Source organism: Solibacillus sp. GQ1, assembly GCF_059758555.1.
Window position 1 is genome coordinate 1864066 of sequence record NZ_JCAXEX010000001.1, and the last position, 25367, is coordinate 1889432.

Consider the following 25367-nt stretch of genomic DNA (forward strand, 5'->3'; position numbering starts at 1 on the left):
AATCGATTGCTAATCCAGTTCATCCTCGTCCTCTTCAAACAGCTCCTGCAGCATTTTTTTACGGTGCTGCAAAAAATACGAGGTTACCTGGTAATGCTCAGTTTCTTCATATTTCACCTGCTCGATGCCATGTTCATCAAATTGATAGATGACCGCATCCGGGAATCCGAGTAAAATTGGCGAATGTGTTGCGATAATGAATTGGACATTGCCCTGTTTCACTAAATCATTCATCAATGTTAAAAACGCCAGCTGTCTAGTTGGAGATAATGCGGCTTCCGGCTCATCCAGTAAATAGATTGCCTGCCCTGTGAACCGGTGCTGGAACAACGAGAAAAAGGATTCCCCGTGTGATTGATGGTGAAGTGATTTCCCTCCGTATGCTTTATAGCCGTTTTGATCGATCTGATCCAAATGCGACGCAAACTGATAAAATGTTTCGGCACGCAGAAAAAAGCCGTTCGTTACTTTTGGCCACCAGGAGAGCTTCACATAATCGCCAAGCGCGGATTCGGATTGATCTACTTCATACGCCTTATAGTTTTGCGTGCTTCCCCCTGCCGGATTGAAGCCGATCTGATCTGCAATGGCTTCAAGCAACGTTGATTTGCCAGCACCGTTTTCTCCAACAAAAAACGTGACCCTTGCATCCACATCCAATTCATCCATATGGCGAATAAACGGAATCGAAAACGGGTATTCGCTATAGTCCGTTATTTCTTCTTTTTTAAGTTTGACTGATTTTAAAAACATCTTTTTTCTCCTTACTTTATCCCGCAGCCATTATGATTCCGACGATAAATAAACTTCTTCAAATGGCTGAATGATGACAAATCCTTCACCGGAAAAAGCCATTTGGATCGATTCATTGCTGCCGCGTCCAATAAGTGTTCTAAACGTAATATCCGTTACAAACTCCGGCTTTAAATTACCGGACCACGCAACAGTTGCATTTGGGTCAGTATATACTGTTTCACCAGGCTTAACGATTAATGTTAATGGCTCAAAATGGGTTGTAATCGCCACTTTTCCTTTGCCGTCCAGCATGACGTTAAATAAGCCGCCTGCCATCATACCGGCCATTTTGCGCATAAGTCGAATATCCCAATTGATCGATGGCTCAAATGCAAGCAGGTCATTGCCGTTCACGCACAGGCTTTCGTTCTGCAGATCAAAAATTGTAATCTTTTTTCCTTGGTCCGCTAAATACAACCGGCCTTTCCCTTTCGCTTTCATCAATTGCGTACCTTCGCCGGTCAATGCTTTCTTAAACATTTTCGATACGCCATGCTCCAGCATGCGCTCACGCTCAAATTTAATCGAACCGACATAGGCGATCATCGCGCCCATTTTCGACCATACTTCCCCGTTCAGATTCACTTCGAGTACACGATCGGTTTCCAATTCAAAATAATCATTTTCATTCTGGTCTTGCTGCGTCTTGTTGACAAAATCACGAATGGAATAGTTCCCCATAAGTAAAACCTCCCTTTTCATGTTCTACGTATTAAACACTGTATAAGTTTCGAATTTTCTGCATTTTATAATTGTATTGATGTACGATTGTTTTCAATCACTACCATCTCAATAAAAATTCCATTACAATAAAAAAGAGGTGATTATGATGGAATATCGACGTGAAATCGCTTTAGTGTACAGTGTTGAGGAAGCTATGACAAAGCTGAACATGATTAGAGGGCACGGTTTTTCCGAGCATGAAATTCATGTGTTTTCAAAAGATATCCTCCCTTTACAATCACTGAAAATGTATACCGACATTCAAGTCCATCTAGCCGGCAACTGGCTCGACCAGCTTATCAGCTTTGTCACACGAAAAAATGTGTATGAAGTGAGTTTGCGAATTTTGCACTTAACTCCTGAAGAAACCGCCCATTATGGGCATGGCATAGAACTTGGGGCAATCTTCCTGTTTGCCGAGCACGAACACCCGTATGAAAAAGAACCGAAAAAGCAGCAAGCAGCATTCAATCTGTCTAGAGCGGTGGATTAAGATTAATTTTATAAAAAACTGCCGTCGATAATAATGAATTTAAAAATTAACGCACTAACGACTAAACTGATGATTATAAAATTCAAAATGAGAAGAAATCGCTTAGGAAACGGTATGTTCAATAACGATGCAATGGTCCAGTGAACAACACTGTAAATTAATAGCGCAATAATCGTTCCAAAAGCAATAAAGGCAATGGTCAGCAACCTGCCCGAATTTGAAATATCTCCCGGCGGTGAATCTGCTGCAGTGAACAGCATTGAACCGATAAATAACACAGATAAGAAATAACAGCTGTAGCCGATCAGGCTGACCATCGCCGTATAAATAAAGTAGTTTACAATCTTAAAAAGTTTCATCGTATAAGCTACTAACTCTAATATTTTTCCCCAATGAATTAATCACTCACTTCCACATTTCATTTAATTTATCACTATAAAATAAAATGGCTTTTTTGTATTTCTGAATTTGAGGGTCAGAAGAAGTAGCTGCTAAATTTTTCAATAGAAGCTCCATTGAACGCTCATGTTCTTTCAAGTTAAACAATGTCATCGCATAAAATACTTGAATGGCTAAATTGTGCGGAAACTTCTCCACCCCTTTTTCTAACGTATGTTTTGAATTTTCGTATTCCCCTAGTGTTCTATATGTACTGCCAAGACCTAAATAAGCATTCGCTAAATCTTCATCATTCAAATCACCTTGTATTGCTTTTTCATAGTATGGTACTGCATTCGATTCTTTGCCAAGTACATCGAAGCTCCATGCACACTGGTAATTTATAAGGGCTTCGTTCGGATGTTGTTCAACTAATTTCAATAGTAATTGATTGGATTGTTGTAATTCCCCATCGCTTCTTAAATCAATTGCCCTCTGTAGCTGGTTGATTTCCTTCATACTTTGTCCTCCTATATCGTCTTTCCATTTATCTAGCATAAAGGCTTTTTGAAAATTTCACTATAATAAAATTGGAGGATTTACCATATTACAGGTAAATATTTTTTAGTAACTTTCTAGTATTATTCCTGTATTTTTTCATTTAGGGCTCTATATCAGCAAAAAAACACCTCAAAAATGATTGTATTGTATACAAATCATTTAAGAGATGTTTCTGAGGGTACTTTATTTAAAAATTATAGTGGAATATTCCCGTGCTTTTTGTATGGACGGTCTTCCTGCTTTGTTGAAAGCATATCCAATGCCTGGATCAGCTTAATACGTGTTTCACGTGGATCGATAACATCGTCAACCATACCGCGTGATGCCGCTACATAAGGATTTGCGAATTTTTCTTTGTATTCTTCAATTTTCGCTGCACGTGTTGCTTCCGGATCAGCCGATTTCGCAATTTCACCTGCATGAATAATGTTTGCCGCACCAGCAGCACCCATTACCGCGATTTCCGCATTCGGCCAAGCGAATACTAAGTCCGCTCCAATCGCTTTCGAGTTCAATGCTACGTACGCACCGCCGTATGCTTTACGTAAAATAACTGTAATTTTTGGTACAGTTGCTTCTGAGTAAGCATAAAGAATTTTCGCACCGTGACGGATAATCCCACCGTGCTCTTGTTTAACACCTGGGAAGAAACCAGACACGTCTTCAAATGTAATAACAGGCACGTTGAATGCGTCACATGTACGTACGAAACGAGCTAATTTATCAGATGAATCGATATCTAATCCGCCTGCAAGGAATTTCGGCTGGTTACATACTAAACCAACTGATTCACCCGCGATACGTGCAAAACCAACAACAATGTTTTTCGCGAATTCTTTTTGCACTTCCATGAATGAACCTTCGTCAACTACTTGTTCTACTACTTTACGAACATCATAAGATTTTGTTTGGTCAATTGGCACAACATCAACAAGTTCTGAACGGAAGTTATCGCCTTCTGGAGCAGCTTGTTTCGGTGCTTTTTCTCTGTTGTTCTGTGGTAAGTAAGAAAGTAATTGCTGAATTTGTGCAATGGCAGCTTCTTCGTCTTCAGCACGGAAGTGGGCATTTCCTGAAGTTGCGTTATGCACTTTAGAACCGCCAAGACCTTCAGCTGAAATTTTTTCGCCTGTTACTGTTTCAATTACTTTAGGGCCAGTAATGAACATTTGAGATGTTTTATCAACCATTAAAATAAAGTCTGTAATCGCTGGTGAATAAACAGCACCACCCGCACAAGGTCCCATAATTACTGAGATTTGCGGAATTACACCAGAATAGATTGAGTTACGGTAGAAAATGTGACCGTAGCCGTCAAGTGATAATACACCTTCTTGAATACGCGCACCGCCTGAATCGTTAATGCCGATAAAAGGCGTACCGTTTTTCGCTGCTAAATCCATTACCGCTGCGATTTTTTTCGCGTGCATTTCACCAAGCGCACCGCCGAATACTGTGAAGTCCTGTGCAAATAAATACACATTACGGCCATTGATTTTACCGAAACCAGTAACTACGCCGTCACCAGGGCCTTCCAGTTTATCCATACCGAAATCAACAGTACGGTGTGTGATGAAAGGATTGATTTCAACGAATGACCCGTCATCCAATAACATATCAATACGTTCACGGGCAGTCATTTTCCCTTTTTCATGCTGCTTTTCGATACGCGCATCCCCGCCACCAAGCTGGATCGCTTCTTTACGGTCATATAGCTCATTAATTTTATCAAACATATCTGGAGTTACTGTCATTGTTGTCATCGTTACTTATCCCCTTTTCCGCTTTTATCGCATAATTCATAAAGTACACCATATGAGTCTTTCGGGTGTAAGAATGCTACTTCCGCACCGCCAGCCCCTGGTCCTGGCTCTTCCGATAATAGTCGTACACCTTTTTCACGAAGTTCAGCCATGCGCTCACGAATACCTGTTACGCCAAATGCAACATGGTGAATGCCTTCTCCGCGCTTTTCCAAAAAGCCATGGATTGCGCTTTTTTCACTCATTGGCTCAAGCAGCTCAATTTTTACGTTGCCTGCATCGATAAAAGCAACTTTTACTTGCTGTGATTCTACTTCTTCCATCTTTAATAATTTCAGGCCTAGCGTTTCTGTGTAGTATGTAATACGTTCTTCAATATTACGTACGGCAATGCCGATATGATCCACTTTTTCCACGGTACTGACTCCCTTTTGAATAAAATTATTAATTCCGCCTCATCTGAATCGTGTCCAGACATTTGTTCGAGGCTTTTTTAATGGGTGTTTGCTACTCCCGATAAAGAATTTTTTAAAATTCCGAAAATGTAAAATCTATTGTACTTGAGAATTCCTTCAAATTTGATAAACTAGTACTAGTTCATATTGAAGGAGCGAAAAGAATGAGCAACAAAAAGTTTCAAAAAATAGTCGTTTATTCAATGGTTGTTATCATGTTAATCTCAACTGTTGCAATGGGTGTCGCAGCAATTATGTAATGGATGTTTATGCATCCATTTTTTTTAATTCATCCGGTTTCTGAAGTTGATTTCCATTCCGGGTCGGACGCTTTCCGCGGGCCCGAGGCCAACACGATGTTGGTCACAAAAGCGTTGCCACAGGACGTGGCGTTCTTAGCTTTTCTTCCTATTGCTCTCCCTCGGGCTGTTCCCGCTGGAGTCGCCTCCCCTTCATTCCAATCAATTTGCATTTAAATCAAAAGTTGCCATCCCATCATGTTCCGTTTTATTTCATCCCCTTGAACGATTGCTTGATGACCAGGTATTCATCCATTTCTTCGATGAACTGGTACAACGCAGCCATTGCGAGGAATGTTTCGTGATCATTTGGCAATGGCATTTTGGCGAACTCTTCTTTTACTTTGTCGAGTTTTTCCAAAAAGCGGCTTGCCGTATTTCCTGAATGGACATGTTCGCTCAAGTCTTCCATGAAGGCTGCAATTAATGTAGCCTGCTCTGTCATTACCGGCAGTGTCGTAATTTTCGGCAACACGCGCTCTATAATTTCCAGCTGTCTTTCACGCATATCAAAATACAGATAAAATGTATTTTCTTTACGAGTCACGTGGTTTTCAACATCTTGGAATGCCAGCGCTTTTCCTGCCTCGACCACTTTCGCCATCTCAATCAGTTCGTGACCGTCCCATAATGTATCGCCATCTCTTAGATACCCTGCAATTTCTGCAAGAATTTTCTTCAATAACGACTCCAATTTTTCGCGGTGGTAATACAGGCCCTGCTGGATATCCGGCATGTACATATTTACGACTAAACCAACCCCATAACCGATTGCCATTAAGTAAAATTCATTAATTAGCAGATCGACCGTAAAATTGCCGGTCAAATAAATGTGCATCATAATCACCGAACTTGAGATAAACCCTTCCACAACCTTTAGTGAAACGATTGTCGGAATGAAAAGAATCATAACAACCCCTAAAACAATCGGCGAATAACCGAATATTTCGAAAAATATAAATGCATAAGTAATCCCGATAAATGTTGAAACAATACGGGTGTACACTGCATGGAGAGATTTACGTTTTGTTGGTTGAATGCTTAAAATCGTCAGAATACCAGCTGCCGTGAAAAACTGCAAATCAAAATATTGGGCAATTGCTATCGCAACAGCAGCACCAATGGCTGTTTTTAAAGTACGATAGCCGATTGAAAATTTCTTCATATCGGTTGAACTCCCCCGTTATAGCTGTGCAGCGGGTACGTTCAATACGCACCCGTTACACAATAACTCTAGTAGTATTAGATTTCTTCGCAGTTTTCCTCGAAGTGCCCTTGAAGGTTTGTTACAACACTCATTGGGTCATGTCCTTCGATTTCGAAGCGGCCAACTTCTCCTACAACTTGTCCATCTTTCAATAAAATGAATGATGGTGATGATGGGATGTGATCTTCACCGAAATAATAACGTGCAGCTGCTGTTGCCTCTTTATCTTGACCAGCAAATACTGTTACTAAATGGTCAGGACGTTTATCGTAATGTACAGCATGTGTTGCTGCTGGACGTGCAATACCGCCAGCACAACCACATACAGAATTCACCATAACAAGAGTTGTTCCTTTACGAGCAAACGCTGCTTCCACATCTTCCGGAGTGCGCAGTTGTTCATAACCTGCTGCTTCCATCTCTGCACGTGCAGTCGTTGTAATTTGTTGCATAAATAAATCATAATCCATGTTCATAAGCTTTTTAGCCCCTTTCTATGTTCCTTTTTATCATAGCAAGGTTACGAAAGATGTGCAAAGACTGTTGATTATCATTCATTTATTTTCATCTTTTTCGCCAAATAGTGCATTAACACCTTGTGTAACCGTCAGTTGGCCATGCAATATTTCTTCCTCAAGTGTCCGGACCTGCTTTTTGCGTTCCGGATTTTTATAGAACGAATCTATTAAATGATCGGTAATCATTGTATGGAACCAGTCGCGCGTTTGTTCATGGCGACGTGTCGTCCAATAATTCGATTGCTTAATCGTCTGCTCAAATTCCATCAGCATATCCCATACTTTGTCGAGCCCCGTTTTTTCAAGGGACGATACGGTCAGTGACGTACTGAGCCATCCAGGAGTCGATGGCTGAAGGAAATGAAGGATCTGCTTGTATTCCTGCATTGTCCGGCGTGCAGGGCGCATATTGTCACCGTCCGCTTTATGAACGATAATGCCGTCTGCAAGCTCCATAATGCCCTTCTTCATCCCTTGAAGCTCATCTCCCGCACCTGTTAAGACTAGCAGCAGGAAGAAGTCGACCATGCCGCGCACATACGTTTCACTCTGACCGACACCGACTGTTTCAATCAAAATGACGTCATAGCCTGCCGCTTCACATAACAGCATCGTTTCGCGGGACTTTTTATGGACACCGCCTAATGTACCGGCACTCGGTGATGGACGGACAAAGGCATTTTCCTGGCGTACCAGTTCTTCCATTCGTGTTTTGTCCCCTAAAATACTGCCGCCTGAAAGCGAAGAGCTCGGGTCGATTGCAAGAACCGCAACGCGCTTGCCCATTTTGCACAGCATCGTACCGAATGCTTCGATAAACGAACTTTTCCCCGCACCCGGTACACCGGTGATGCCAATACGGATTGAATTGCCCGTATAAGGCAACAGCTCCTGCAGCAGCTTCTGTGCTTCTTCCTTATGGGCATTGTTCGAGCTTTCAATGAGCGTAATCGCTTTTGCGAGCGAAGTACGGTTACCCGCACGTACTTCGCCAGCCAGCGTCTGTAGATCAAGTGCTTCCTGCTTTTTTTTCCGGAACCTTTTCGGGTTTGAATAGCTCATACCATCATGACCACCCTTCACACCATCCATGACAAATAAAGCGCTTTTCTCGTCTTGTGGCATCACTACTCTGCCACTTCCTCATAACCTAACTTTTTATAAATTTCTTCTATAATGCGGATCGCCGATACTGGAATCACAGTACCTGGCCCGAAGATCGCCGCAGCACCTGCTTCATACAGGAACTCATAGTCTTGAGCCGGGATTACCCCGCCGCAAATGACGATAATGTCCTCGCGACCTAATTTCTTCAATTCAGCTACAAGTTCAGGCACTAATGTTTTATGACCTGCTGCTAAAGAAGATACTCCGATACAGTGTACATCGTTTTCATTTGCCATTTGTGCAGTTTCTTCCGGTGTCATGAACAACGGAGAAATATCGACATCGAAACCTAAGTCCGCATAACCAGTTGCAACAACCTTCGCACCACGGTCATGTCCGTCTTGTCCCATCTTCGCCACTAAAATACGTGGACGGCGACCTTCTGCTTCCAGGAAGTCTTCTGTCATTTGCTTCACTTCAGAAATCATTTCATCATCCGAGAAGTTTGCAGAGTAGACACCAGAAATTGAACGGATAACCGCTTTATGACGGCCAGATACTGCTTCAATCGCATCCGAAATTTCACCTAATGATGCACGTGCTCTTGCTGCATCCACTGCAACAACTAATAAGTTTTCAGAGCCGTCTTCAGCCGCTTTTGTTAAACGTGCTAAATGTTTTTGTACTTCCACTTCATCACGTGTAGCCTTCATTTTTTCAAGACGAGCAATTTGTGATTCGCGTACGATCGCATTGTCGATATCCAAAATGTCGATTGGATCTTCTTCTGCAAGGCGGTATTTGTTTACGCCGACAATCGTCTCTGTTTTTGAATCGATTTTCGCCTGACGTTTAGCCGCTGCTTCCTCAACTTTCATTTTTGGAAGTCCTGTCTCAATCGCTTTCGCCATTCCGCCAAGAGCTTCGATTTCTTCGATTAATGCCCATGCTTTTTCTGTCAGCTCTTCTGTCAGCTTTTCAACATAGTACGAGCCGCCCCATGGATCGATTACTTTAGTCATTCCTGTTTCTTCTTGCAGGAATAGCTGTGTATTACGTGCAATTCGAGCCGAGAAGTCCGTCGGTAAAGCAATTGCTTCGTCCAGTGCGTTCGTATGAAGCGACTGTGTATGGCCCATTGCAGCCGCGTTCGCTTCGATCAATGTACGTGTTACGTTATTGAATGGATCTTGTTCCGTTAAACTCCAGCCTGATGTTTGCGAGTGTGTACGCAATGCAAGAGCCTTCGAGTTTTTCGGTTTGAATGTAGACATCATTTGTGCCCAAATACGGCGAGCTGCACGCATTTTCGCAACTTCCATGTAATAGTTCATGCCAATCGCCCAGAAGAACGATAAACGCGGTGCAAATGCATCAATGTCAATGCCAGCTTTTAAACCAGTCCGTACATATTCAAGACCGTCAGCCAATGTATACGCAAGCTCGATATCATTTGTCGCACCCGCTTCTTGAATATGGTAACCCGAAATAGAAATCGAATTGAATTTCGGCATGAATTTCGCGGTATATTCAAAAATGTCTGCAATAATTTTCATCGACATTGCCGGTGGATAAATATATGTGTTACGTACCATATATTCTTTTAAAATGTCGTTTTGGATCGTACCGGCCAATTTATCAGGCGATACTCCTTGTTCTTCAGCTGCAACGATGTAAAACGCAAGAATCGGTAATACTGCACCGTTCATCGTCATCGATACCGACATTTGATCAAGTGGAATGCCGTCGAATAAAATTTTTGCATCTTCTACTGAATCGATCGCAACGCCGGCTTTTCCGACATCCCCTGTTACACGAGGGTGATCCGAGTCATAACCGCGGTGTGTTGCCAGGTCAAATGCGACTGAAAGCCCTTTTTGACCCATTGCCAAGTTACGACGGTAAAAGGCATTTGATTCTTCCGCAGTCGAGAAACCTGCATATTGACGCACTGTCCATGGACGCGCTACATACATTGTCGGATATGGACCACGTGTATTTGGTGCAATACCAGCCACATCATTCAAATGTTTTGCGTCTTGAATATCTTCTTTATTGTAAACCGAATTCACTTCAATGCCTTCATTTGTCACGTACGAGCCTGTAGAAGTAAGTTGCTCTTGTTTTAATACATCTTCAATGACAACCGTTGCGAAATTTGCTTTACTCATTGTTGTACCCCCTTCACGCTCATTACGACATCCGACAGCTTGCGGGCGATGTTCTGACCTGCATAAATAAAGCCGTTTAAGCCATTTGCAGTCCACGCCGCTTCATCTTCTTTATATTTACCTGCTGCATCCAATACAACCGTTTGTTTTTTGTTTTCTAGTAATGCCGGAACAATGGCTTTTGTATCTTCATCCGTTGCTGCTACGACTACATAGTCATAGTCGGCACTTGCAAGCCAAGTTGTTGCATCTTCAATTGTTTGGAAGCCTGCTGTTTGATATGCTACAACACCCGCTGTCGCAAAGTATCCTTGTACAAAATCTGCACGCGGCTTGTAGTTTTTCAGTTCGCCGAATGTTAAGATTGCTGCCTTGATTCCAGTTTGTGCATAAGTGGCACGTAAGTTTTCAAATGGAATGGCAAGACGTTTTACACCTGCAAATTGAGCATTTTCAGGTGTTGCTACTGTATCTTGCGGGTTTGCATAAATGTTCGTACCGATTAGTGAATGCTTGCGTGTCTCCACTTGCTTCATGCGCGCCTGATACACTTCCTCAATTTGAGCATTGATACCGTATGCTTCCAATCCGCCAGCAATTTCGATTTCCAAAAACAGTGCCCATGCTTCTTTTACATAGTCAGCTGTTAGTGATTCGATAAAGTACGAACCGCCTGATGGATCGATGACATTAGTTACATGTGACTCTTCTTTCGTAACAAGGGAAACATTGCGCGCAATACGGATCGATTGCCCTGATACACCTGTCAATGCATCATGCGGATGTACCGTAATAACATCTGCACCGCCGATTGCCGCTGAGAACGCTTCATTGCCTGCACGTAATAAGTTTACATAAACATCATATTTCGAGAAGCTGCGTACCGAAGTTTCCACTACGACCGGGACAGCGCTTGCTTCATTGCCGAATGCTGAAGCAAACGCTTTCCATAATACTTTGAATGCACGAAGTTTTGCTACTTCTGCAAAGAATTGCGTATCGACAGCGAACTGTACGAAAAACTTCTGTTCAAATGCTTTAAAATCTTCAGCCGTATTCGCAAGTTTAGCTGCTTGCGCAAGCGCAATAGCAAGCTCTTGAACCGCATTAGCGCCATCATTATGGAATGGAATCGTATTTGCACAAAACGTGCGGACGTTTGGATAGTCAGCTAATTCTAATGTTTCAGGTGAAACAATATAGCCTACAACGTCTTTACGTTTAGCTTCGTCAATATATTTGAATACATCCAGCACTGCATCTTCAGCAGAAGCGACGATAAATTTAAATGAATTTTCCGATAAATAAGAAGCGAGTTTTTCGCTGTCTTGTTCAGACCAGTCAAATGCAACCGGGCTGTTGATTGTAATCATTTCATTGCCGCGTGATAAGCTATCCTCGATATTGGCAAAAAAGCTGGCTGCATCATTGCCGGCGATTTGCTGTGCAACAGTGAAGCTCGTCTGTTTTGTTAAAGAACGGATTGTTGATACTTGTTTCTCCAGTTGGTCTCCCAATTTTTCGATTAAGCTTTCTTCTGTATAAAGTGGGTCAAGCGTGATATTTTCAATTGTCTTTGTAAATAAGGATTCAAACGGTTTTCCTTTTAATGCTTTTACCGCTTCTTCCTTCCACTGCTCATAGCTAGCTGTTTGAAATTCGATCTCTTTCATATTCATTGACATGTGGTCGCTAAGTAGCTTCCCCCCTTGTTATATTTCTGTACTATAGTTTACACGAGAATGTTCTGACAATAAAGAGAAAAAAAACGTGAAAGCCTTATTTTACAGGCTTTCACGGCATTTTTAGTAGACTGACATCTTCTGTTTATCGACATTTTCGAGAATTTCTTTCACACGAGATAAGAATTTACCACAAATCATGCCATCTAAAATTCTATGATCTAAAGATAAACATAAATTTACCATAGAGCGTGGAGCAATCATATTACCCTGTACTATTACAGGTCTTTTTACAATACTTTCCACCTGCAAAATTGCTGCCTGTGGATGATTGATAATGCCCATCGACTGAACAGAACCAAATGATCCGGTATTGTTGACTGTAAATGTACCACCTTGCATATGTTCCAATTTCAGTTTTCCGTTGCGTACAAGATGTGCATATTCATGAATTTCCTTCGCGATGCCTTTAATCGATTTTTCATCGACATTTTTGATAACCGGCACGAATAGTGCATCATCAGTAGCTACAGCAATCGATAAATTAATATCTTTCTTTTGAATAATTTTATCTTCCGCCCATACAGAGTTGATGATCGGGAATTCTTTTAGCGCCTGGGAGACCGCTTTTAGGAAAAATGCAAAATACGTCAGGTTGAAGCCTTCTTTTTTCTTGAAATCTTCTTTTATGCTGTCACGGTATTCAACAAGCTCTGTCACATCGACTTCCATCATCATCCATGCATGCGGAATTTCATGTGCGCTACGCAGCATATTTTTCGCAATTGCTTTACGGACTTGCGTAACCGGAATTTCAATATCTCCAGCAGCAACAGGGATTTCCTGTTTCGGCTGAGGCGACGATACCGGTTCTTGTGTAGAGCCTTGTGCTGACTCTTGCGAAGACGATTCTTGTTTTGGCTCCGCGAATGCTGTTGGTTGTTCGTCATTCGAAATATCCTGACTTGTCGGCTTACCCGCAGCAACATAGGCTTCAACATCTTTTCTTGTGATCCGATTGCCGACACCTGTGCCGGTAATTTGGGCCAAGTCGACATCGTGTTCATTGGCCAATGCTAAAACTGCAGGTGAAAAACGACCAGGCTTGCGTTCTGTGCGCACCGGTTTGTCTTCTTTTTTTGCTGCTGGTTTTTCTTCTTCTTTTTTCTGTGGGCCGGCATTTAGAATTGCCGAGCTGACATTCGAGCTTTTTTCTACTGGTGCTGGCGGCATTTCTGAGCCTTCCACTTCAATCGCGCATACAACTGCGCCTACCGGCAATGTTTCGCCTTCGTTTGCGATTAATTCTGTAATTACCCCTGCAAACGAAGAAGGGATTTCGGCATTAACTTTATCTGTTGTTACTTCTGCTAATGGATCATATTTATTTACTTTGTCTCCCACTTGGACAAGCCAGCGTTCAATCTTACCTTCTGTCACACTTTCTCCAAGTTGCGGCATGACGATATTTTGAATTGTCATTAAACAATCCCCCTTTAACTAATAGGCTTAATTTCAAAAAAGTTGCAAGCCAAATATAGATACTTGAATTAAATAAGGGCATCTCAAAATATATGAGTTGATTTCCATTTCAGGGAGGACGCTTTCCGCGGGCCCGGCTCGAGCCTGTAGTCTCTCCCACAGGCTGTTCCCGCAGGAAGCTTGCTTGTGACTGTCGCTTACGCTTTCGTCACAGAGAAAATCTTGTAGCGAAAGGCGCTAGCCGTCAGCTTGTGTTTTAGCAGTGCGAAAGGTGAAACCGTCAGCACGATCACTCGCCTCCCTTCCATTCCAATCAACTCTTTTCTCTACAAAATTGTAGCTTAAATATTCTGTCCCTTATTCTATTAACTAGAATTCAGCGAGTTCGCGAATTGCCTTTTCTACTTTGTCGGGATTAATCATGAAGAACTTTTCCATTGTTGGTGCGTATGGCATTGCAGGTACATCCGGTCCCGCGAGACGCTTGATCGGTGCATCCAGTTCAAATAGGCAATGCTCTCCAATGATGGCCGCCACTTCACTTATAATGCTGCCTTCTTTATTGTCCTCTGTGATAAGAAGGATTTTCCCTGTTTTTCTTGCTGCTTCAATAATGGCTTCTTGATCTAACGGGTAAACGGTACGCAAATCTAAAATGTGCGTTTCGATGCCGTCTTTTGCCAGGCGTTCTGCTGCCTGCAATGCAAAATGTACTGCAAGACCGTACGTAATGACGGTTACATCATCACCTTCGCGCTTCACATCGGCTTTTCCGATCGGCAATGTATAATCATCTGTCGGCACTTCACCTTTAATAAGACGGTATGCACGTTTATGTTCGAAAAACAGTACCGGATCCGGATCGCGAATGGCTGCTTTTAACAGGCCTTTTGCATCATATGGTGTTGACGGAATGACAATCTTCAATCCAGGAGTCCCTGCAAACATCGCTTCAACCGATTGTGAGTGATAAAGGGCACCATGAATTCCCCCACCAAACGGAGCACGCACAACTAAAGGACAGCTCCAGTCATTGTTTGAGCGGTAACGAATTTTTGCCGCTTCCGAAACAATCTGGTTTACAGCAGGCATAATAAAGTCCGCAAACTGCATTTCAGCAATCGGACGCATGCCATACATCGCTGCACCGATTGCAACACCGGCAATCGCACTTTCCGCTAACGGTGTATCCAGTACACGTGCTTCGCCGAATTTGTCATACAGACCTGTTGTCGCTTTGAAAACGCCGCCTTTTAACCCAACATCTTCACCTAATACGAAGACGCGGTCATCTCGCTCCATTTCTTCTTTCATCGCTAAGTTAATCGCATCAATATAAGAAATTACCGGCATTACGCATCTTCTCCTTCCGCATACACAAAACGCAATGCATGTTCTGGCGAGGCATAGGCTGCATTTTCTGCATAATCTGTCGCTTCATTGACAGTATCCATAATTTTTTTGTTCATTTCTTCCAATAGCGCATCATCCGCTATACCGTTGTCTTTTAAGTATGTTTCAAATAAAATAATCGGGTCTTTTGCTTTTCCTTCTGCAATATCCTCAGCTGTACGATATTGACGATCATCATCATCCGAAGAATGGGCTGTCAATCGGAACGAAACCGTTTCGATCAGTGAAGGCCCTTCACCGCGACGTGCACGATCAGCCGCTTCTTTCACCACTTTGTATACTTCCAGCGGATTTTTGCCGTCTACCGTTACACCAGGCATCCCGTAGCCGATTGCACGGTCTGACACTTGTGCACAGCCCAATTGGCGCTCAACCGGTACAGAAATTGCATATTGGTTGTTTTCTACCATGATAATAACCGGCAATTTATGCACACCCGCAAAGTTTGCTCCTTCATGGAAGTCCCCTTGGTTTGACGAACCTTCACCGAGCGTTACAAATGTGATAAAGTCCTTTTGCTGCATTTTTCCTGCAAGTGCAACACCGACCGCGTGCGGTACTTGTGTCGTTACAGGAGAAGAACCCGTAAGTATACGATTTTTCTTTTGCCCGAAGTGCCCCGGCATTTGACGCCCGCCAGAGTTCGGATCTTCCGCTTTCGCAAACGCCGAAAGCATTAAATCTTTAGCCGTCATCCCAAAATGAAGGACAACCCCCATATCACGATAGTACGGCGCAATATAATCCTTTGTATGATCAAGGGCAAAGGCAGCACCTACTTGAGCCGCCTCCTGTCCTTGGCATGAAATAACAAATGGTATTTTGCCTGCACGGTTTAACAGCCACATCCGCTCATCAATACGGCGTGCCATTAACATTGTTTCGTACATTTTCAGTACATCTTCATCCGTTAATCCCAATTGTTCATGTGTAATATTAGTGTCCGTCATAAAATACCCCCTTGTCGCTGTTAAAAATGAATTGCTTTGCCTTCAATCGCCAGTGCGGCTTCCCCAATAATTTCGCTTAGCGAAGGATGCAAATGCACCATCTGTCCAACTTCCCATGGTGAGGCATTTAAAAACAAGCCAAGTGCAGCTTCAGAAATTAAATCCGTTGCATGCGGTCCGATTAAATGGACGCCGACAACATCATTCGAACTTTCATCGGCAACTACTTTCACAAAGCCTGCTGTTTCACCATACACAATCGCTTTACCGATCGCTTTAAACGGGAATGTTGTTGTCACAACTTTATAGCCGTTGTTTTTCGCTTGCTCTTCCGTAAGGCCGACACTTGCGACTTCCGGATTACTGTAGACGCCTCGTGCAATATTTGCATAATGCAGTGGAATCGAATTCTGTCCCGCAATATGCTCGACAGCACGTATTCCTTCATGTGAAGCAACATGTGCCAACTGCATTCCACCGATAACATCTCCTATAGCATATATATGACGTTCTTTCGTCTGGAAATGTTCGTTTACTGAAATATATCCATTGTCCAGTTCGATTTCCGTATTCTCCAAGCCGATGTTTGACGTGTTCGCTATCCTTCCAACTGATAGTAAAAGTGCTTCCGCTGAAATGGTTTCATCATTCACTTGTAGTGATACATTTTCCTTTGTATCAATTGCGGAAGGATCAAGTTTTACATTGAAATGAACATTCACCCCGCGCTTTTTCAAAGATTTCAGCATCTCCGCGGAAATGGCTGCATCTTCAGTCGGCAACAAACGATCACCTAGCTCGATAATCGTGACTTCAACATCGAAATCAGTGAGCATTGACGCCCATTCGACACCAATTACGCCACCACCGATAATAATAGCTGACTTCGGGAGCTTTTCGATTGTCAGGAATTCATCTGATGTGAATACTTTTTTCCCATCAACTTTCAATCCGTCCAATGTTCGAGGGCGAGAACCCGTCGCAATGATGACGTTTTGCGGCACAAGCATTTCATTCTCTGTGCCATCATTCATTTCCACTGAAATCGTACCTGGCATCGGCGAGAAAATAGATGGTCCTAAAATGCGGCCGAAACCATCATATACGTCGATCTTTCCTTTTTTCATCAAGTGCTGGACACCTTTGTAAAGCTTATCTACAACGGTAGCCTTTCTTTGTTGGACACGTTCAAAATCGATTTTGACGTCATTTACTTCCACCCCAAAATCAAGTGCCTTTTTCGATTGCACATATACTTCCGCACTTCGGAGCAATGCTTTAGTTGGAATACAGCCCGCATGCAGGCATGTACCCCCCATTTTATTTTTTTCGACGATTGCCGTTTTCAATCCGAGCTGTGACGCACGAATCGCGGCTACATAACCGCCTGTGCCTCCGCCTAAAATAACGACATCATAATCTTTCGCCATAACCGACACCCCTTTTTCCAGTTACAAAATCAATTTCTTCTTTCGTAATCGCGTATTAGCGACCGTTTAAAATATTTTTTTCGTTTTGAAGGAACTGACTGCGGGATTTTGCTACACGAGCAATACGCTCTTCTGCCAAACGGTTTGCTGCTAAATATGTTGGAATATCTTCTTCTTTTGAAATTGCAAAAATCTTTTCCAAGCTTGTGTAGATCGTTTCTACACGCTTCATTGCACGCTCGCGATTATAGCCGTATAACTCGTCTGCTACGTTAATAACCCCACCTGCATTAATCACATAATCCGGTGCATAAACAATCCCTAAATCATGCAGTACTTTACCATGTCTTGATTCTGCCAGCTGATTGTTTGCAGATCCAGCAATAACCTTCGCTTTGAATGTCGGAATCGTCTGATCATTGACAATTGCGCCAAGAGCACATGGTGAGAAAATATCCACATCTTGTGCGTAAATTTCATCAGGTGCTACAGCTACTGCTCCAAAGTCTGCAACGACACGATCGATTGCTTGCTGATTAATGTCAGTTACGATTAGTTTCGCTCCTTCTTTATGCAAGTATTCACATAATGTGTACGCAACATTCCCAAGACCTTGAACTGCTACTTTACGGCCTGCCAGCGAGTCATCTCCAAATGCTTCTTTCGCTGCTGCCTTCATCCCTAAAAATACACCATACGCTGTAATTGGTGAAGGATTGCCAGAGCTGCCGAATGCCGGAGAAATACCTGTTACATAATTTGTTTCTTCATGAATTAAATCCATATCTGCAACCGTTGTACCGACATCTTCTGCCGTAATATATCGACCATTCAAACCTTGAATGAAACGTCCTAATGCACGGAACATTTCTTCATTTTTATCCTTGAACGGATCTCCAATAATAACTGTTTTACCGCCACCTAAATTTAAGCCTGCCGCCGCATTTTTATAAGTCATACCGCGTGCTAGACGAAGTGCATCTTCAATAGCTGCTTCCTCTGAGGCATATGTCCACATGCGCGAACCCCCAAGAGCTGGTCCCAATGTTGTATCATGAATAGCAATAACCGCTTTTAACCCCGATGCCTCATCTTGGCAAAAGACTACTTGTTCAAAATCATATTTCTGCATGTACTTGAAAATTTCCATAACACTATACCCCTCCACTCAAGAAAGCGCTTACTTTCTCGTATATTATTATTTTCTGTTAATTAAAGATAATAAATACTTAAATTTGTATAATTTTATTATCGTTATTTTTACAATACTTATAAATCTAAAAGGATGCAACTAGAAATCCTTAATTTGATTTAAATTAGAATATTCGGACAATTTTTACGCGAAATCAAATTTGAAAATCACGCAAAATTACTTTCGAAAACACTATTTCAATATAGTAATTTAAGTTTTATTGGACTCATCCCATATTTCCATTCTATGAATCTATACCCGATTATTGACTTTCTCTGCCTGCATTGTAAAATTAAGTGATACTAAAAATAATCTGAGACATTGTTTCATTTACTGTTTTTTGTCTGAAGGAGGTCTGTAAATGGCACGTATGGCTGCATTTATCGTACTAGTCATTCCCGCAATTTTAATGGCTGCCGGGATAAAATTTATGCGAGACACATTATTCGGTATTTTAATTTCACCATTTCCTTGGATTTGGTTACAATTCGTCGTCGGTGCCATATTCTTTGCCGTTTCATTTTTATTTTTTGCAGGGTTTTTACTGTACCGGGATCGCAAGCGTGGTAAAGTATCGGAGCGCTGGCAGAAATAAAGACAAAACAAAAAATCAAATTTCTCTTTATAGGGAAATTTGATTTTTTTCGTATATTCAGTTAATTCTTCAATGAAGAAGAGTAATGTTATTCTGGCATTCCACAAAATTATTAGGGTAAAAGTAAATAGGGAATCACTTCCATATTTCATTTAAATAAAATCAAACTTGTCGATTTTTCTGGGCTTCCTGAACTAAATGCGGAAAATCCGTAATCCACCCTTTTACAATCGAATGGGGAGTTTTTAAGAATGATTCATTTCCCTGGATTGCGTAAAAACGCATGCCGATATTAGCCGTTTTACAGGCCTCTAAATATTGATCTTTATAGTACCGTTTATGTGCATGTATCGCATCGAAAAAATTTTGCTCCGCTAATGTGGCCCAATAGAATTTTCTCGTAATAATATACGCCGTCTCGATGTCCGGGCGAATCTCTTTCACAATCTTTAGCAGAGAATCATGGAATGAAGAGAAATGGCTGTTTTCAGGTAAGCTGATCGTTTGCAGTAATTCCTTCAGAACATGCTCATTCGTTAATAGCGACTCTTTCAGCTCTACATTCAACGCAATATTTTCGGCATTCGCCCATTCCAGTACGTCGGCAAAGGCAATCATCCGGTCACGACGAAACAGCCGTTTAAACCGCGGACCTAATTTATAGTGAATGAGCTCGTCATAAGAACACTGATTGACCATTTTATTAATACCGGCCAGTCTCTTTAAGTCATTGTCATGGAATACCACTAAAATTCCATCATTTGAAACTTGGAGATCCAGTTCAATGCCATCTGCCCCAAGTTCTTTCGCTTTTTTAAAGGCAGCAAACGTATTTTCTAAGTGAAAGCTTGATGCCCCTCGGTGGGCAAAAATGGGTATGTTATTCATTATACATTCAACTCTCCATTTTCTATTAAAAATCGTCCATTTGTTATAGACGTCAAAACAGTGGACTTTTTGCCAATCTGTATATATGTACCAGGATATGCTTCTTTCGTCACATGAATCTCTGCTTTACTAACTTTGCGTAAATCGTTCATTAATTGTTTAATTTCCCGATCTAAATTCTGCGCTGTTTCTTTATTGGAAGCGAGCTTTTGTTTTGTGAGCTCCAATGCCGCCAATTGTCGTGGTGTTAACGTATGTATAACAGGAAGGATGCGTTCTATTTGTGCCTCAAGCTGCACCATATCTTCATGCATTGATTTTAGCAGCGATGCCTTGTATTGAATGACCTCAAGACTTTGTGCTCTGTTTATGCTAATAATGATTAATTCAGTCGGTCTTTCCAGTCGGTTTCCTGTAAACGCCGAAACGATTGTACTTTTTGCGATTGCAGTCCCACCGATGATTTTCCCTTTCCGCTCATCAACCAAAATGGAATGTGCAGTCAAATTTGAACCTAACGAATAAAATCCAATATTCAGATTTTGACCTGCGACTAAATGGGCATCATTTACATGTTTAACGAATATATCTCCGGCAGCTTCTACAAGTGTTTCGCCTAAACCGAATATGCCTCCTCGAATAAAAATATCCCCGTAAAGGGACTTAATCAGTTTTGCGCCGGATACACCTTCTGGATGTTCGATTGAAATATCACCATTTGCAACAACGGAAAAGCCTGGCTGGACAGTTCCTTTAATTGAGACAGATCCATTAAATTCAATATTCCCGGTTTCGATGCCGACATCACCGTCAATTGGTAAATGCTGATTCACACTCACCATTCCTTGATGTTCTTCAACTACCCCGCTTATTTTCGAGCGAAGTACCGTTTTTCCCTCTTCTTCAACTTCATAGGCCGATTTCTTGTCATAATTCAACGGCAAATCTCGCCCCAAAGGAGCAGGAATCGATTCCCCATAAATATTTATTCCCGGAATACCTGATTGTGCATGAATTTTCTCACCAAGCCATGCGCCTTCTTCAATTTCATAAATAAAGTTCAAATCATAATAATCCGCTTTGCCATCTTCTCTTATAACCGGTTTTCGCTCAGGTAATTCTAAATAGGTAATTTGTGAATCTTCACCTTTGACAGGCGGTGTTCCTTGCGCAATCAATGTTGCCTTCGCAGTGACAATCGATTCCAGTTTCACATTTAAAATACCGTACGTTATGTTATCTTCAGCTAAAAGCTTCTGAACCTTTTTTTGTATGGATTGCACATTTTCTTTTATATACTCCGCTGTCTCATATACAAAAAGCGATGCTGACATTTTATCTCGGGAAATTTCGATTACAATCGATGGAAGCCATTTACCGATTTCAACCGGGGTGTCAGTCACTTCATTTAGTCCCTCTTTTAATAATGCAAAATTCGTTAGTTTAATACGAGGATTTTGGCGCAAAATCGTTTCGAAGTCTTTTAGCATAAAACCTGGCTGTCGGGTTTGCAAATATATTTTCCCCTCATTTTTTATTATTTCAAAAAAGTGATTTTCATGAATAACCATGCCATTCCACCTCCTCATACATTACAGTATATACATATTTCTGATAATTGTTTAGTTAAAAATTGGATTGTAAGGAGGTTTTTTAGCATGTTCTTCAAATTAGCCGAAAAGTATCTGTCTCATAAGTTATAAACATCTATAATATATTATTATAGTGAACGTTGGAATTGGAGTAAATTATGATACATATCTGACAGGTCTTTTAAATATTTTTCATCCCGTGTTTCAATAGCCCTAAGTGTACGATTGATCATTAAAATATCTAGTTCGATGGAATTGGTTAGGTTTTGATGGTTAATATTATTTTCGATAATCTCGTTTCTTAATGTACCCAGCTCATTTAAATAATTTTCAAGCTCAATTTCCATCGTTTGAAGCTGTGTATTACTTAATGTACCGAGCAGTAATATATCGTTATAGCATATCTCACGTTGAACATGTAATTCTTCTTTATATTTTTTTACAACCTCATCCGGAGAATTGGCCGTTGTCGTAGGAGACGCATCAAAATCTTGCGGAAATCTTACTAGCAGAAAAAACGTCAGCACGCCCAGAAGGATCAATACGAATTTCCATCGTTTCATTTATCATCGCTCCTTATTGTTATCCCCCTATTCTACTGTGAAATTATATTAATAATGTGAAATTAATATTAAAATCCTATGACAACAAAAAAAGTGCCCAGCACCAGCTAGACACAAATAGAACAATACGTTTTCAAACATATTATCCAAAGAAAGGAGGTAAAAACGAAGACGAAGAATTTCTTAGCCTTGCTATCTAATTTTACCCGTTGTTATTTTTTGTTAAACGTTAATTACAAATATTTTTATTCACGTAATACGATTTACGATTTACCCAAATTATAGTTTCGCAAAGTCTAAAAAATCTCTTTTTAGGTTAAAATACTCATAAATTACCAATGAATGTAAAAGGATGATTATGAAATGAGTGTAATTGTACTTGATAACAAAAGGCTTTTTCTAAAAAGGATTAAAAATTATGAGTTGAATTCAGAAAAAATCTATTATAGAAATGATAAAGCAGAGGAAAGATTTCTTTTCCTGTTCCTTATGAATGAGGATGAACTTTGGAGTGAATATAAGTTCAAATATTTATATATTCAGATGTTTGATGGCAGTGAATATAAATATTTTTCCGATAAAAAATTATATAGAATTTTAAAGAAAATGGATGAATACTTTAAAGAAGCCGGAATTAGTGAGATAGAAGACTGCTCTTATAATAGTTCGGAAGACTGTTACTATGTTAGTGAAGATTTGAAAGAAATAATGGAAACCGATGAGCATCTAGCGCAAGCTATTGATGGTTATGTAATAATCAAGGATACGTTCATATTCGTTGACGAAGACATTTCAATTATAGCGGATAGGATGGATAATTCCTTTGGAACGGTATAAAGAAGTCAAAATAAAAAAGCCTTCTTAAACTGTCGATAGAAACTGTTTAAGAAGGTTTAATTAAAGTAGTATTCTCGTAATAAAAAATAAGTTTCCGAGGTAAAATGCCCTCAATTTATTAGCTCGCTACCATTTCAATACGGATTTTGTCCGCAATCATCGCAATAAACTCTGAGTTTGTCGGTTTTGATTTCATATGGTGCACGGTATAGCCGAACAATTCCGAAATGTTCTCATAGCTGCCTCGGTTCCAGGCTACTTCAATCGCATGGCGAATAGCACGTTCCACACGTGACGGGGTTGTCCCGAATTTCTTCGCGATTTCCGGATATAAAATTTTTGTAACTGAGCTTAGCAACTCAATATCATTGTAAACCATCTGGATCGCTTCACGTAAGTAAGCGTATCCTTTTATATGTGCAGGTACACCAATCTCTTTAATGATGCCTGTAATCGTTGTATCTAATAAGCGTGTGTCCATTTTTGCAGGGGTACTCGTTGATAAAACCGGTACACGTTTTTCCTGTTCGACTTTCTTGCCTGCACAATGCAGAATTTTTTGAACAAGCTGCTCAAATTCAAAAGGCTTTAACATGAAATAAGATGCACCGTAATTCACAGCCTGCTTCATGACATCTTCTTGGCCAAAAGCAGTTAGCATAATGACTTGTGTCTGTGTATGACGCTCATCGTTATACATCTCTTCCAAGACAGCCAGTCCATCCAAATGCGGCATAATGATATCCAATAGTAGAACATCAATTTTATGCTCTTCCAACATTTTAATACAGATTTTTCCGTTAGACGCTGTTGCAACAATTTCAATTTGCGGATGATTCGTAAAATACACTTCCATCATTTTAACTAATTCGCGATTATCATCAGCAATCGCAATTTTCACCTTTGACAAACAAAATCCCCCTTTAAATTCTATTTCTTATATATTCATTACAATAGCAAATTGTATGAGCTTTCTTACAAATGTCCAAACTTCTTGTGTAATACAATTGTAACAAAAATGAGCGACAGTTGTCTTTCGATCTCTCTTATTTTGCATTGTCCTTTAGTGAAGTTTCGACAGAATTACTAAATTTCCTTTTCTTTCATAAAAAATGAGTAACAAGTAGTATCTTTTCTCTGTTTATCGACAAGGAAATATATGGTTCATCATTTGTCGATTTATCATTATGTACTATTGTAATGAAAAAATCAAAAAAAGACTACACTTTAATAAAAAGTATAGTCTAAAGTATTTTTAGTACGGGCTCTTTTTCAGCATTTCAATTACAAGAATACCGGCACCTTTTGTTGGTTCTTCGATAAACATATGCGTTACCGCACCAACGAACTGGTTATTCTGTATTATAGGACTTCCGCTCATCCCTTGAACAATACCGCCCGTTTTCTTTATAAGACGTTTATCGACGACATTGAAAGTAAACGTATTATCCGTTTGTTTGTCAATTTCGATATCAAACAAATTGACTTCTTCCCCGTCGATTGCCGTTAAGATTTGTGCTTTTCCCTTTTTTAACTCATTTGCATGTATAATTTCCATCGGCGGATGCAAACTGTCATGTAATGATTGTTTCCAATTACCAAAAATACCGTATACATCATTGCTTATTACTGAACCGAGTGGCATTTGTGATTTATCTACAACTGAAATTTTGTACCCTGGCTGTCCAGGCGTACTTTTCTTCACTTGTGAGATTGATGCTTCAAAGATTGCACCATCATTGAATTTCGGAGGCTGCTTCATTGTAGAATCTACAATTTGATGTCCAAGCGCTCCGTATTCCATCGTTTCAGGATCGATGTACGTTAACGTCCCTATTCCATCTGTTTCACTTTTTAAAAATGGTTTTAAATGCACCAGTTCATGAGCTGATACGTTGATCTCTCGTTGTTGCTTTCCATTTTCAACGGTCAGTGTAAATGATTCGCCTTTGCCGGCAATGTCTTCTAACTGGCTTACTTTTTCACCATTAAGTTTTAAAATATGTTCTCCCTTTTTCAACCACTCACTATTTTCCAATAATACGTCCTGTGCAACCATTACATAAGGCATCTCCAACTGAACGCCAATTGAATGGCCCATTGGAATTAATGATTTCCCCAATACTTCTATTGGTGATAACATAAAAAGCAATGCAACGAGTATCGACCATTTTTTAATCATCCTTCACCTCCTCTATGCGCTTACTATGTGAAAATTTGACGGAGTTATGAACGGAAAAATTTTGTTGATATGAGGAAAAATTAGAATGTAT

Annotated in this window: 25 protein-coding genes; 4 read left to right on the forward strand and 21 right to left on the reverse strand. The window is 40.7% G+C overall.

Translation table 11 applies throughout. The annotated features are described in order from the left end of the window. Positions 1–9: 9 nt before the first annotated feature. Together AC6CH1_RS09545 and AC6CH1_RS09550 are read right to left on the reverse strand one after the other, a co-directional pair. The gene (locus AC6CH1_RS09545) at positions 10–753 is read right to left on the reverse strand and encodes an AAA family ATPase (protein ID WP_498317299.1); all 744 of its coding nucleotides are present in this window, start codon (positions 751–753) and stop codon (positions 10–12) included. A gap of 30 nt (positions 754–783) precedes the next feature. Beyond that, positions 784–1476 (reverse strand): AIM24 family protein, encoded by a 693-nt coding sequence (locus AC6CH1_RS09550; RefSeq protein WP_251687110.1) that lies wholly within the window; start codon positions 1474–1476, stop codon positions 784–786. A gap of 148 nt (positions 1477–1624) precedes the next feature. Between AC6CH1_RS09550 and AC6CH1_RS09555 the strand changes: the two genes are divergently transcribed. Beyond that, positions 1625–2011: a YflT domain-containing protein gene (locus AC6CH1_RS09555; protein ID WP_251687107.1), complete on the forward strand. Its 387-nt coding sequence runs from the start codon at positions 1625–1627 to the stop codon at positions 2009–2011. Positions 2012–2019: 8 nt separating this feature from the next. Here AC6CH1_RS09555 and AC6CH1_RS09560 read toward each other — a convergent pair whose 3' ends face one another. The 4 genes from AC6CH1_RS09560 to mce all read right to left on the reverse strand — a co-directional run bounded on the left by AC6CH1_RS09560 (position 2020) and on the right by mce (position 5129). After that, positions 2020–2370, reverse strand: a complete 351-nt coding sequence (locus AC6CH1_RS09560) for a hypothetical protein (RefSeq protein ID WP_251687105.1) — start codon at positions 2368–2370, stop codon at positions 2020–2022. Between the two features lie 46 nt (positions 2371–2416). After that, complete coding sequence (locus tag AC6CH1_RS09565; protein WP_498317302.1) at positions 2417–2908, reverse strand: tetratricopeptide repeat protein; 492 nt, start codon at positions 2906–2908, stop codon at positions 2417–2419. Positions 2909–3144: 236 nt separating this feature from the next. After that, positions 3145–4713 carry an acyl-CoA carboxylase subunit beta gene (locus tag AC6CH1_RS09570; protein WP_251687101.1) on the reverse strand — a complete coding sequence of 523 codons (1569 nt, stop codon included), beginning with the start codon at positions 4711–4713 and terminating at the stop codon, positions 3145–3147. Between the two features lie 2 nt (positions 4714–4715). Continuing rightward, a complete protein-coding gene (gene mce, locus AC6CH1_RS09575; RefSeq protein ID WP_251687099.1) occupies positions 4716–5129 on the reverse strand; it encodes a methylmalonyl-CoA epimerase in 414 nt (137 codons plus the stop codon). Between the two features lie 203 nt (positions 5130–5332). Here mce and prli42 point away from each other — a divergent pair, with 203 nt between their 5' ends. After that, positions 5333–5428, forward strand: coding sequence for a stressosome-associated protein Prli42 (gene prli42 / locus AC6CH1_RS09580; RefSeq protein WP_008404197.1), 96 nt, complete (start codon positions 5333–5335; stop codon positions 5426–5428). A 247-nt stretch (positions 5429–5675) separates the two neighbouring features. Here the strand turns inward: prli42 and AC6CH1_RS09585 are convergent, their stop codons facing one another. The 10 genes from AC6CH1_RS09585 to AC6CH1_RS09630 form a co-directional block, all read right to left on the reverse strand. After that, on the reverse strand, positions 5676–6632 hold the full coding sequence (locus tag AC6CH1_RS09585; RefSeq protein ID WP_251687096.1) for an aromatic acid exporter family protein: 957 nt from the start codon (positions 6630–6632) through the stop codon (positions 5676–5678). A 77-nt stretch (positions 6633–6709) separates the two neighbouring features. After that, entirely contained in the window at positions 6710–7150 is a 441-nt protein-coding gene (locus AC6CH1_RS09590; protein WP_251687094.1) for a BrxA/BrxB family bacilliredoxin, read from the reverse strand. 78 nt (positions 7151–7228) lie between these two features. Further along, a complete protein-coding gene (gene meaB, locus AC6CH1_RS09595) occupies positions 7229–8317 on the reverse strand; it encodes a methylmalonyl Co-A mutase-associated GTPase MeaB (protein WP_251689995.1) in 1089 nt (362 codons plus the stop codon). Between the two features lie 2 nt (positions 8318–8319). Next, entirely contained in the window at positions 8320–10470 is a 2151-nt protein-coding gene (gene scpA, locus AC6CH1_RS09600) for a methylmalonyl-CoA mutase (protein ID WP_251687092.1), read from the reverse strand. Continuing rightward, positions 10467–12149 carry a methylmalonyl-CoA mutase family protein gene (locus AC6CH1_RS09605; RefSeq protein ID WP_353056547.1) on the reverse strand — a complete coding sequence of 561 codons (1683 nt, stop codon included), beginning with the start codon at positions 12147–12149 and terminating at the stop codon, positions 10467–10469. The genes scpA and AC6CH1_RS09605 overlap by 4 nt, the downstream gene beginning before the upstream one ends. 126 nt (positions 12150–12275) lie before the next feature. After that, positions 12276–13634 carry a dihydrolipoamide acetyltransferase family protein gene (locus AC6CH1_RS09610; protein WP_251687088.1) on the reverse strand — a complete coding sequence of 453 codons (1359 nt, stop codon included), beginning with the start codon at positions 13632–13634 and terminating at the stop codon, positions 12276–12278. 369 nt (positions 13635–14003) lie between these two features. Then, positions 14004–14987 carry an alpha-ketoacid dehydrogenase subunit beta gene (locus AC6CH1_RS09615; RefSeq protein WP_251687086.1) on the reverse strand — a complete coding sequence of 328 codons (984 nt, stop codon included), beginning with the start codon at positions 14985–14987 and terminating at the stop codon, positions 14004–14006. Then, on the reverse strand, positions 14987–15997 hold the full coding sequence (locus AC6CH1_RS09620) for a thiamine pyrophosphate-dependent dehydrogenase E1 component subunit alpha (protein ID WP_079527564.1): 1011 nt from the start codon (positions 15995–15997) through the stop codon (positions 14987–14989). The genes AC6CH1_RS09615 and AC6CH1_RS09620 overlap by 1 nt, the downstream gene beginning before the upstream one ends. A 20-nt stretch (positions 15998–16017) precedes the next feature. Further along, positions 16018–17427: a dihydrolipoyl dehydrogenase gene (gene lpdA / locus AC6CH1_RS09625; RefSeq protein ID WP_251687084.1), complete on the reverse strand. Its 1410-nt coding sequence runs from the start codon at positions 17425–17427 to the stop codon at positions 16018–16020. 55 nt (positions 17428–17482) lie between these two features. Then, complete coding sequence (locus AC6CH1_RS09630) at positions 17483–18577, reverse strand: Leu/Phe/Val dehydrogenase (protein ID WP_251687082.1); 1095 nt, start codon at positions 18575–18577, stop codon at positions 17483–17485. Between the two features lie 403 nt (positions 18578–18980). On the opposite strand from AC6CH1_RS09630, the gene AC6CH1_RS09635 reads away from it, so the two are divergent. Beyond that, complete coding sequence (locus AC6CH1_RS09635; protein ID WP_251687080.1) at positions 18981–19214, forward strand: DUF2627 domain-containing protein; 234 nt, start codon at positions 18981–18983, stop codon at positions 19212–19214. 162 nt (positions 19215–19376) lie between these two features. Here the strand turns inward: AC6CH1_RS09635 and AC6CH1_RS09640 are convergent, their stop codons facing one another. The 3 genes from AC6CH1_RS09640 to AC6CH1_RS09650 all read right to left on the reverse strand — a co-directional run bounded on the left by AC6CH1_RS09640 (position 19377) and on the right by AC6CH1_RS09650 (position 22257). Then, the gene (locus tag AC6CH1_RS09640; RefSeq protein ID WP_251687078.1) at positions 19377–20102 is read right to left on the reverse strand and encodes a glycerophosphodiester phosphodiesterase; all 726 of its coding nucleotides are present in this window, start codon (positions 20100–20102) and stop codon (positions 19377–19379) included. Then, the gene (locus AC6CH1_RS09645; RefSeq protein WP_251687076.1) at positions 20102–21616 is read right to left on the reverse strand and encodes a flagellar assembly protein A; all 1515 of its coding nucleotides are present in this window, start codon (positions 21614–21616) and stop codon (positions 20102–20104) included. The genes AC6CH1_RS09640 and AC6CH1_RS09645 overlap by 1 nt, the downstream gene beginning before the upstream one ends. 206 nt (positions 21617–21822) lie before the next feature. Then, a complete protein-coding gene (locus AC6CH1_RS09650) occupies positions 21823–22257 on the reverse strand; it encodes a hypothetical protein (RefSeq protein ID WP_251687074.1) in 435 nt (144 codons plus the stop codon). A gap of 363 nt (positions 22258–22620) precedes the next feature. Here AC6CH1_RS09650 and AC6CH1_RS09655 point away from each other — a divergent pair, with 363 nt between their 5' ends. Then, positions 22621–23094, forward strand: a complete 474-nt coding sequence (locus AC6CH1_RS09655) for a DNA polymerase III subunit alpha (protein ID WP_498317308.1) — start codon at positions 22621–22623, stop codon at positions 23092–23094. Between the two features lie 118 nt (positions 23095–23212). On the opposite strand, the gene spo0A is transcribed toward AC6CH1_RS09655, so the two are convergent. Both spo0A and AC6CH1_RS09665 read right to left on the reverse strand, forming a co-directional pair. After that, positions 23213–24004, reverse strand: a complete 792-nt coding sequence (gene spo0A, locus AC6CH1_RS09660) for a sporulation transcription factor Spo0A (protein ID WP_251687068.1) — start codon at positions 24002–24004, stop codon at positions 23213–23215. A gap of 345 nt (positions 24005–24349) precedes the next feature. Beyond that, positions 24350–25276 carry a SpoIVB peptidase S55 domain-containing protein gene (locus AC6CH1_RS09665; RefSeq protein ID WP_251687066.1) on the reverse strand — a complete coding sequence of 309 codons (927 nt, stop codon included), beginning with the start codon at positions 25274–25276 and terminating at the stop codon, positions 24350–24352. Between the last annotated feature and the right edge of the window lie 91 nt (positions 25277–25367).

Bases quoted from the DNA above. Each gene is read 5' to 3' on its own strand.
- AC6CH1_RS09545 (WP_498317299.1), bottom strand. From the start codon at position 753: ATGTTTTTAAAATCAGTCAAACTTAAAAAAGAAGAAATAACGGACTAT.
- AC6CH1_RS09550 (WP_251687110.1), bottom strand. From the start codon at position 1,476: ATGGGGAACTATTCCATTCGTGATTTTGTCAACAAGACGCAGCAAGAC.
- AC6CH1_RS09555 (WP_251687107.1), top strand. From the start codon at position 1,625: ATGGAATATCGACGTGAAATCGCTTTAGTGTACAGTGTTGAGGAAGCT.
- AC6CH1_RS09560 (WP_251687105.1), bottom strand. From the start codon at position 2,370: ATGAAACTTTTTAAGATTGTAAACTACTTTATTTATACGGCGATGGTC.
- AC6CH1_RS09565 (WP_498317302.1), bottom strand. From the start codon at position 2,908: ATGAAGGAAATCAACCAGCTACAGAGGGCAATTGATTTAAGAAGCGAT.
- AC6CH1_RS09570 (WP_251687101.1), bottom strand. From the start codon at position 4,713: ATGACAACAATGACAGTAACTCCAGATATGTTTGATAAAATTAATGAG.
- prli42 (WP_008404197.1), top strand. From the start codon at position 5,333: ATGAGCAACAAAAAGTTTCAAAAAATAGTCGTTTATTCAATGGTTGTT.
- AC6CH1_RS09585 (WP_251687096.1), bottom strand. From the start codon at position 6,632: ATGAAGAAATTTTCAATCGGCTATCGTACTTTAAAAACAGCCATTGGT.
- AC6CH1_RS09590 (WP_251687094.1), bottom strand. From the start codon at position 7,150: ATGAACATGGATTATGATTTATTTATGCAACAAATTACAACGACTGCA.
- meaB (WP_251689995.1), bottom strand. From the start codon at position 8,317: ATGCCACAAGACGAGAAAAGCGCTTTATTTGTCATGGATGGTGTGAAG.
- scpA (WP_251687092.1), bottom strand. From the start codon at position 10,470: ATGAGTAAAGCAAATTTCGCAACGGTTGTCATTGAAGATGTATTAAAA.
- AC6CH1_RS09605 (WP_353056547.1), bottom strand. From the start codon at position 12,149: ATGAATATGAAAGAGATCGAATTTCAAACAGCTAGCTATGAGCAGTGG.
- AC6CH1_RS09610 (WP_251687088.1), bottom strand. From the start codon at position 13,634: ATGACAATTCAAAATATCGTCATGCCGCAACTTGGAGAAAGTGTGACA.
- AC6CH1_RS09615 (WP_251687086.1), bottom strand. From the start codon at position 14,987: ATGCCGGTAATTTCTTATATTGATGCGATTAACTTAGCGATGAAAGAA.
- AC6CH1_RS09620 (WP_079527564.1), bottom strand. From the start codon at position 15,997: ATGACGGACACTAATATTACACATGAACAATTGGGATTAACGGATGAA.
- lpdA (WP_251687084.1), bottom strand. From the start codon at position 17,427: ATGGCGAAAGATTATGATGTCGTTATTTTAGGCGGAGGCACAGGCGGT.
- AC6CH1_RS09630 (WP_251687082.1), bottom strand. From the start codon at position 18,577: ATGGAAATTTTCAAGTACATGCAGAAATATGATTTTGAACAAGTAGTC.
- AC6CH1_RS09635 (WP_251687080.1), top strand. From the start codon at position 18,981: ATGGCACGTATGGCTGCATTTATCGTACTAGTCATTCCCGCAATTTTA.
- AC6CH1_RS09640 (WP_251687078.1), bottom strand. From the start codon at position 20,102: ATGAATAACATACCCATTTTTGCCCACCGAGGGGCATCAAGCTTTCAC.
- AC6CH1_RS09650 (WP_251687074.1), bottom strand. From the start codon at position 22,257: ATGAAACGATGGAAATTCGTATTGATCCTTCTGGGCGTGCTGACGTTT.
- AC6CH1_RS09655 (WP_498317308.1), top strand. From the start codon at position 22,621: ATGAGTGTAATTGTACTTGATAACAAAAGGCTTTTTCTAAAAAGGATT.
- AC6CH1_RS09665 (WP_251687066.1), bottom strand. From the start codon at position 25,276: ATGATTAAAAAATGGTCGATACTCGTTGCATTGCTTTTTATGTTATCA.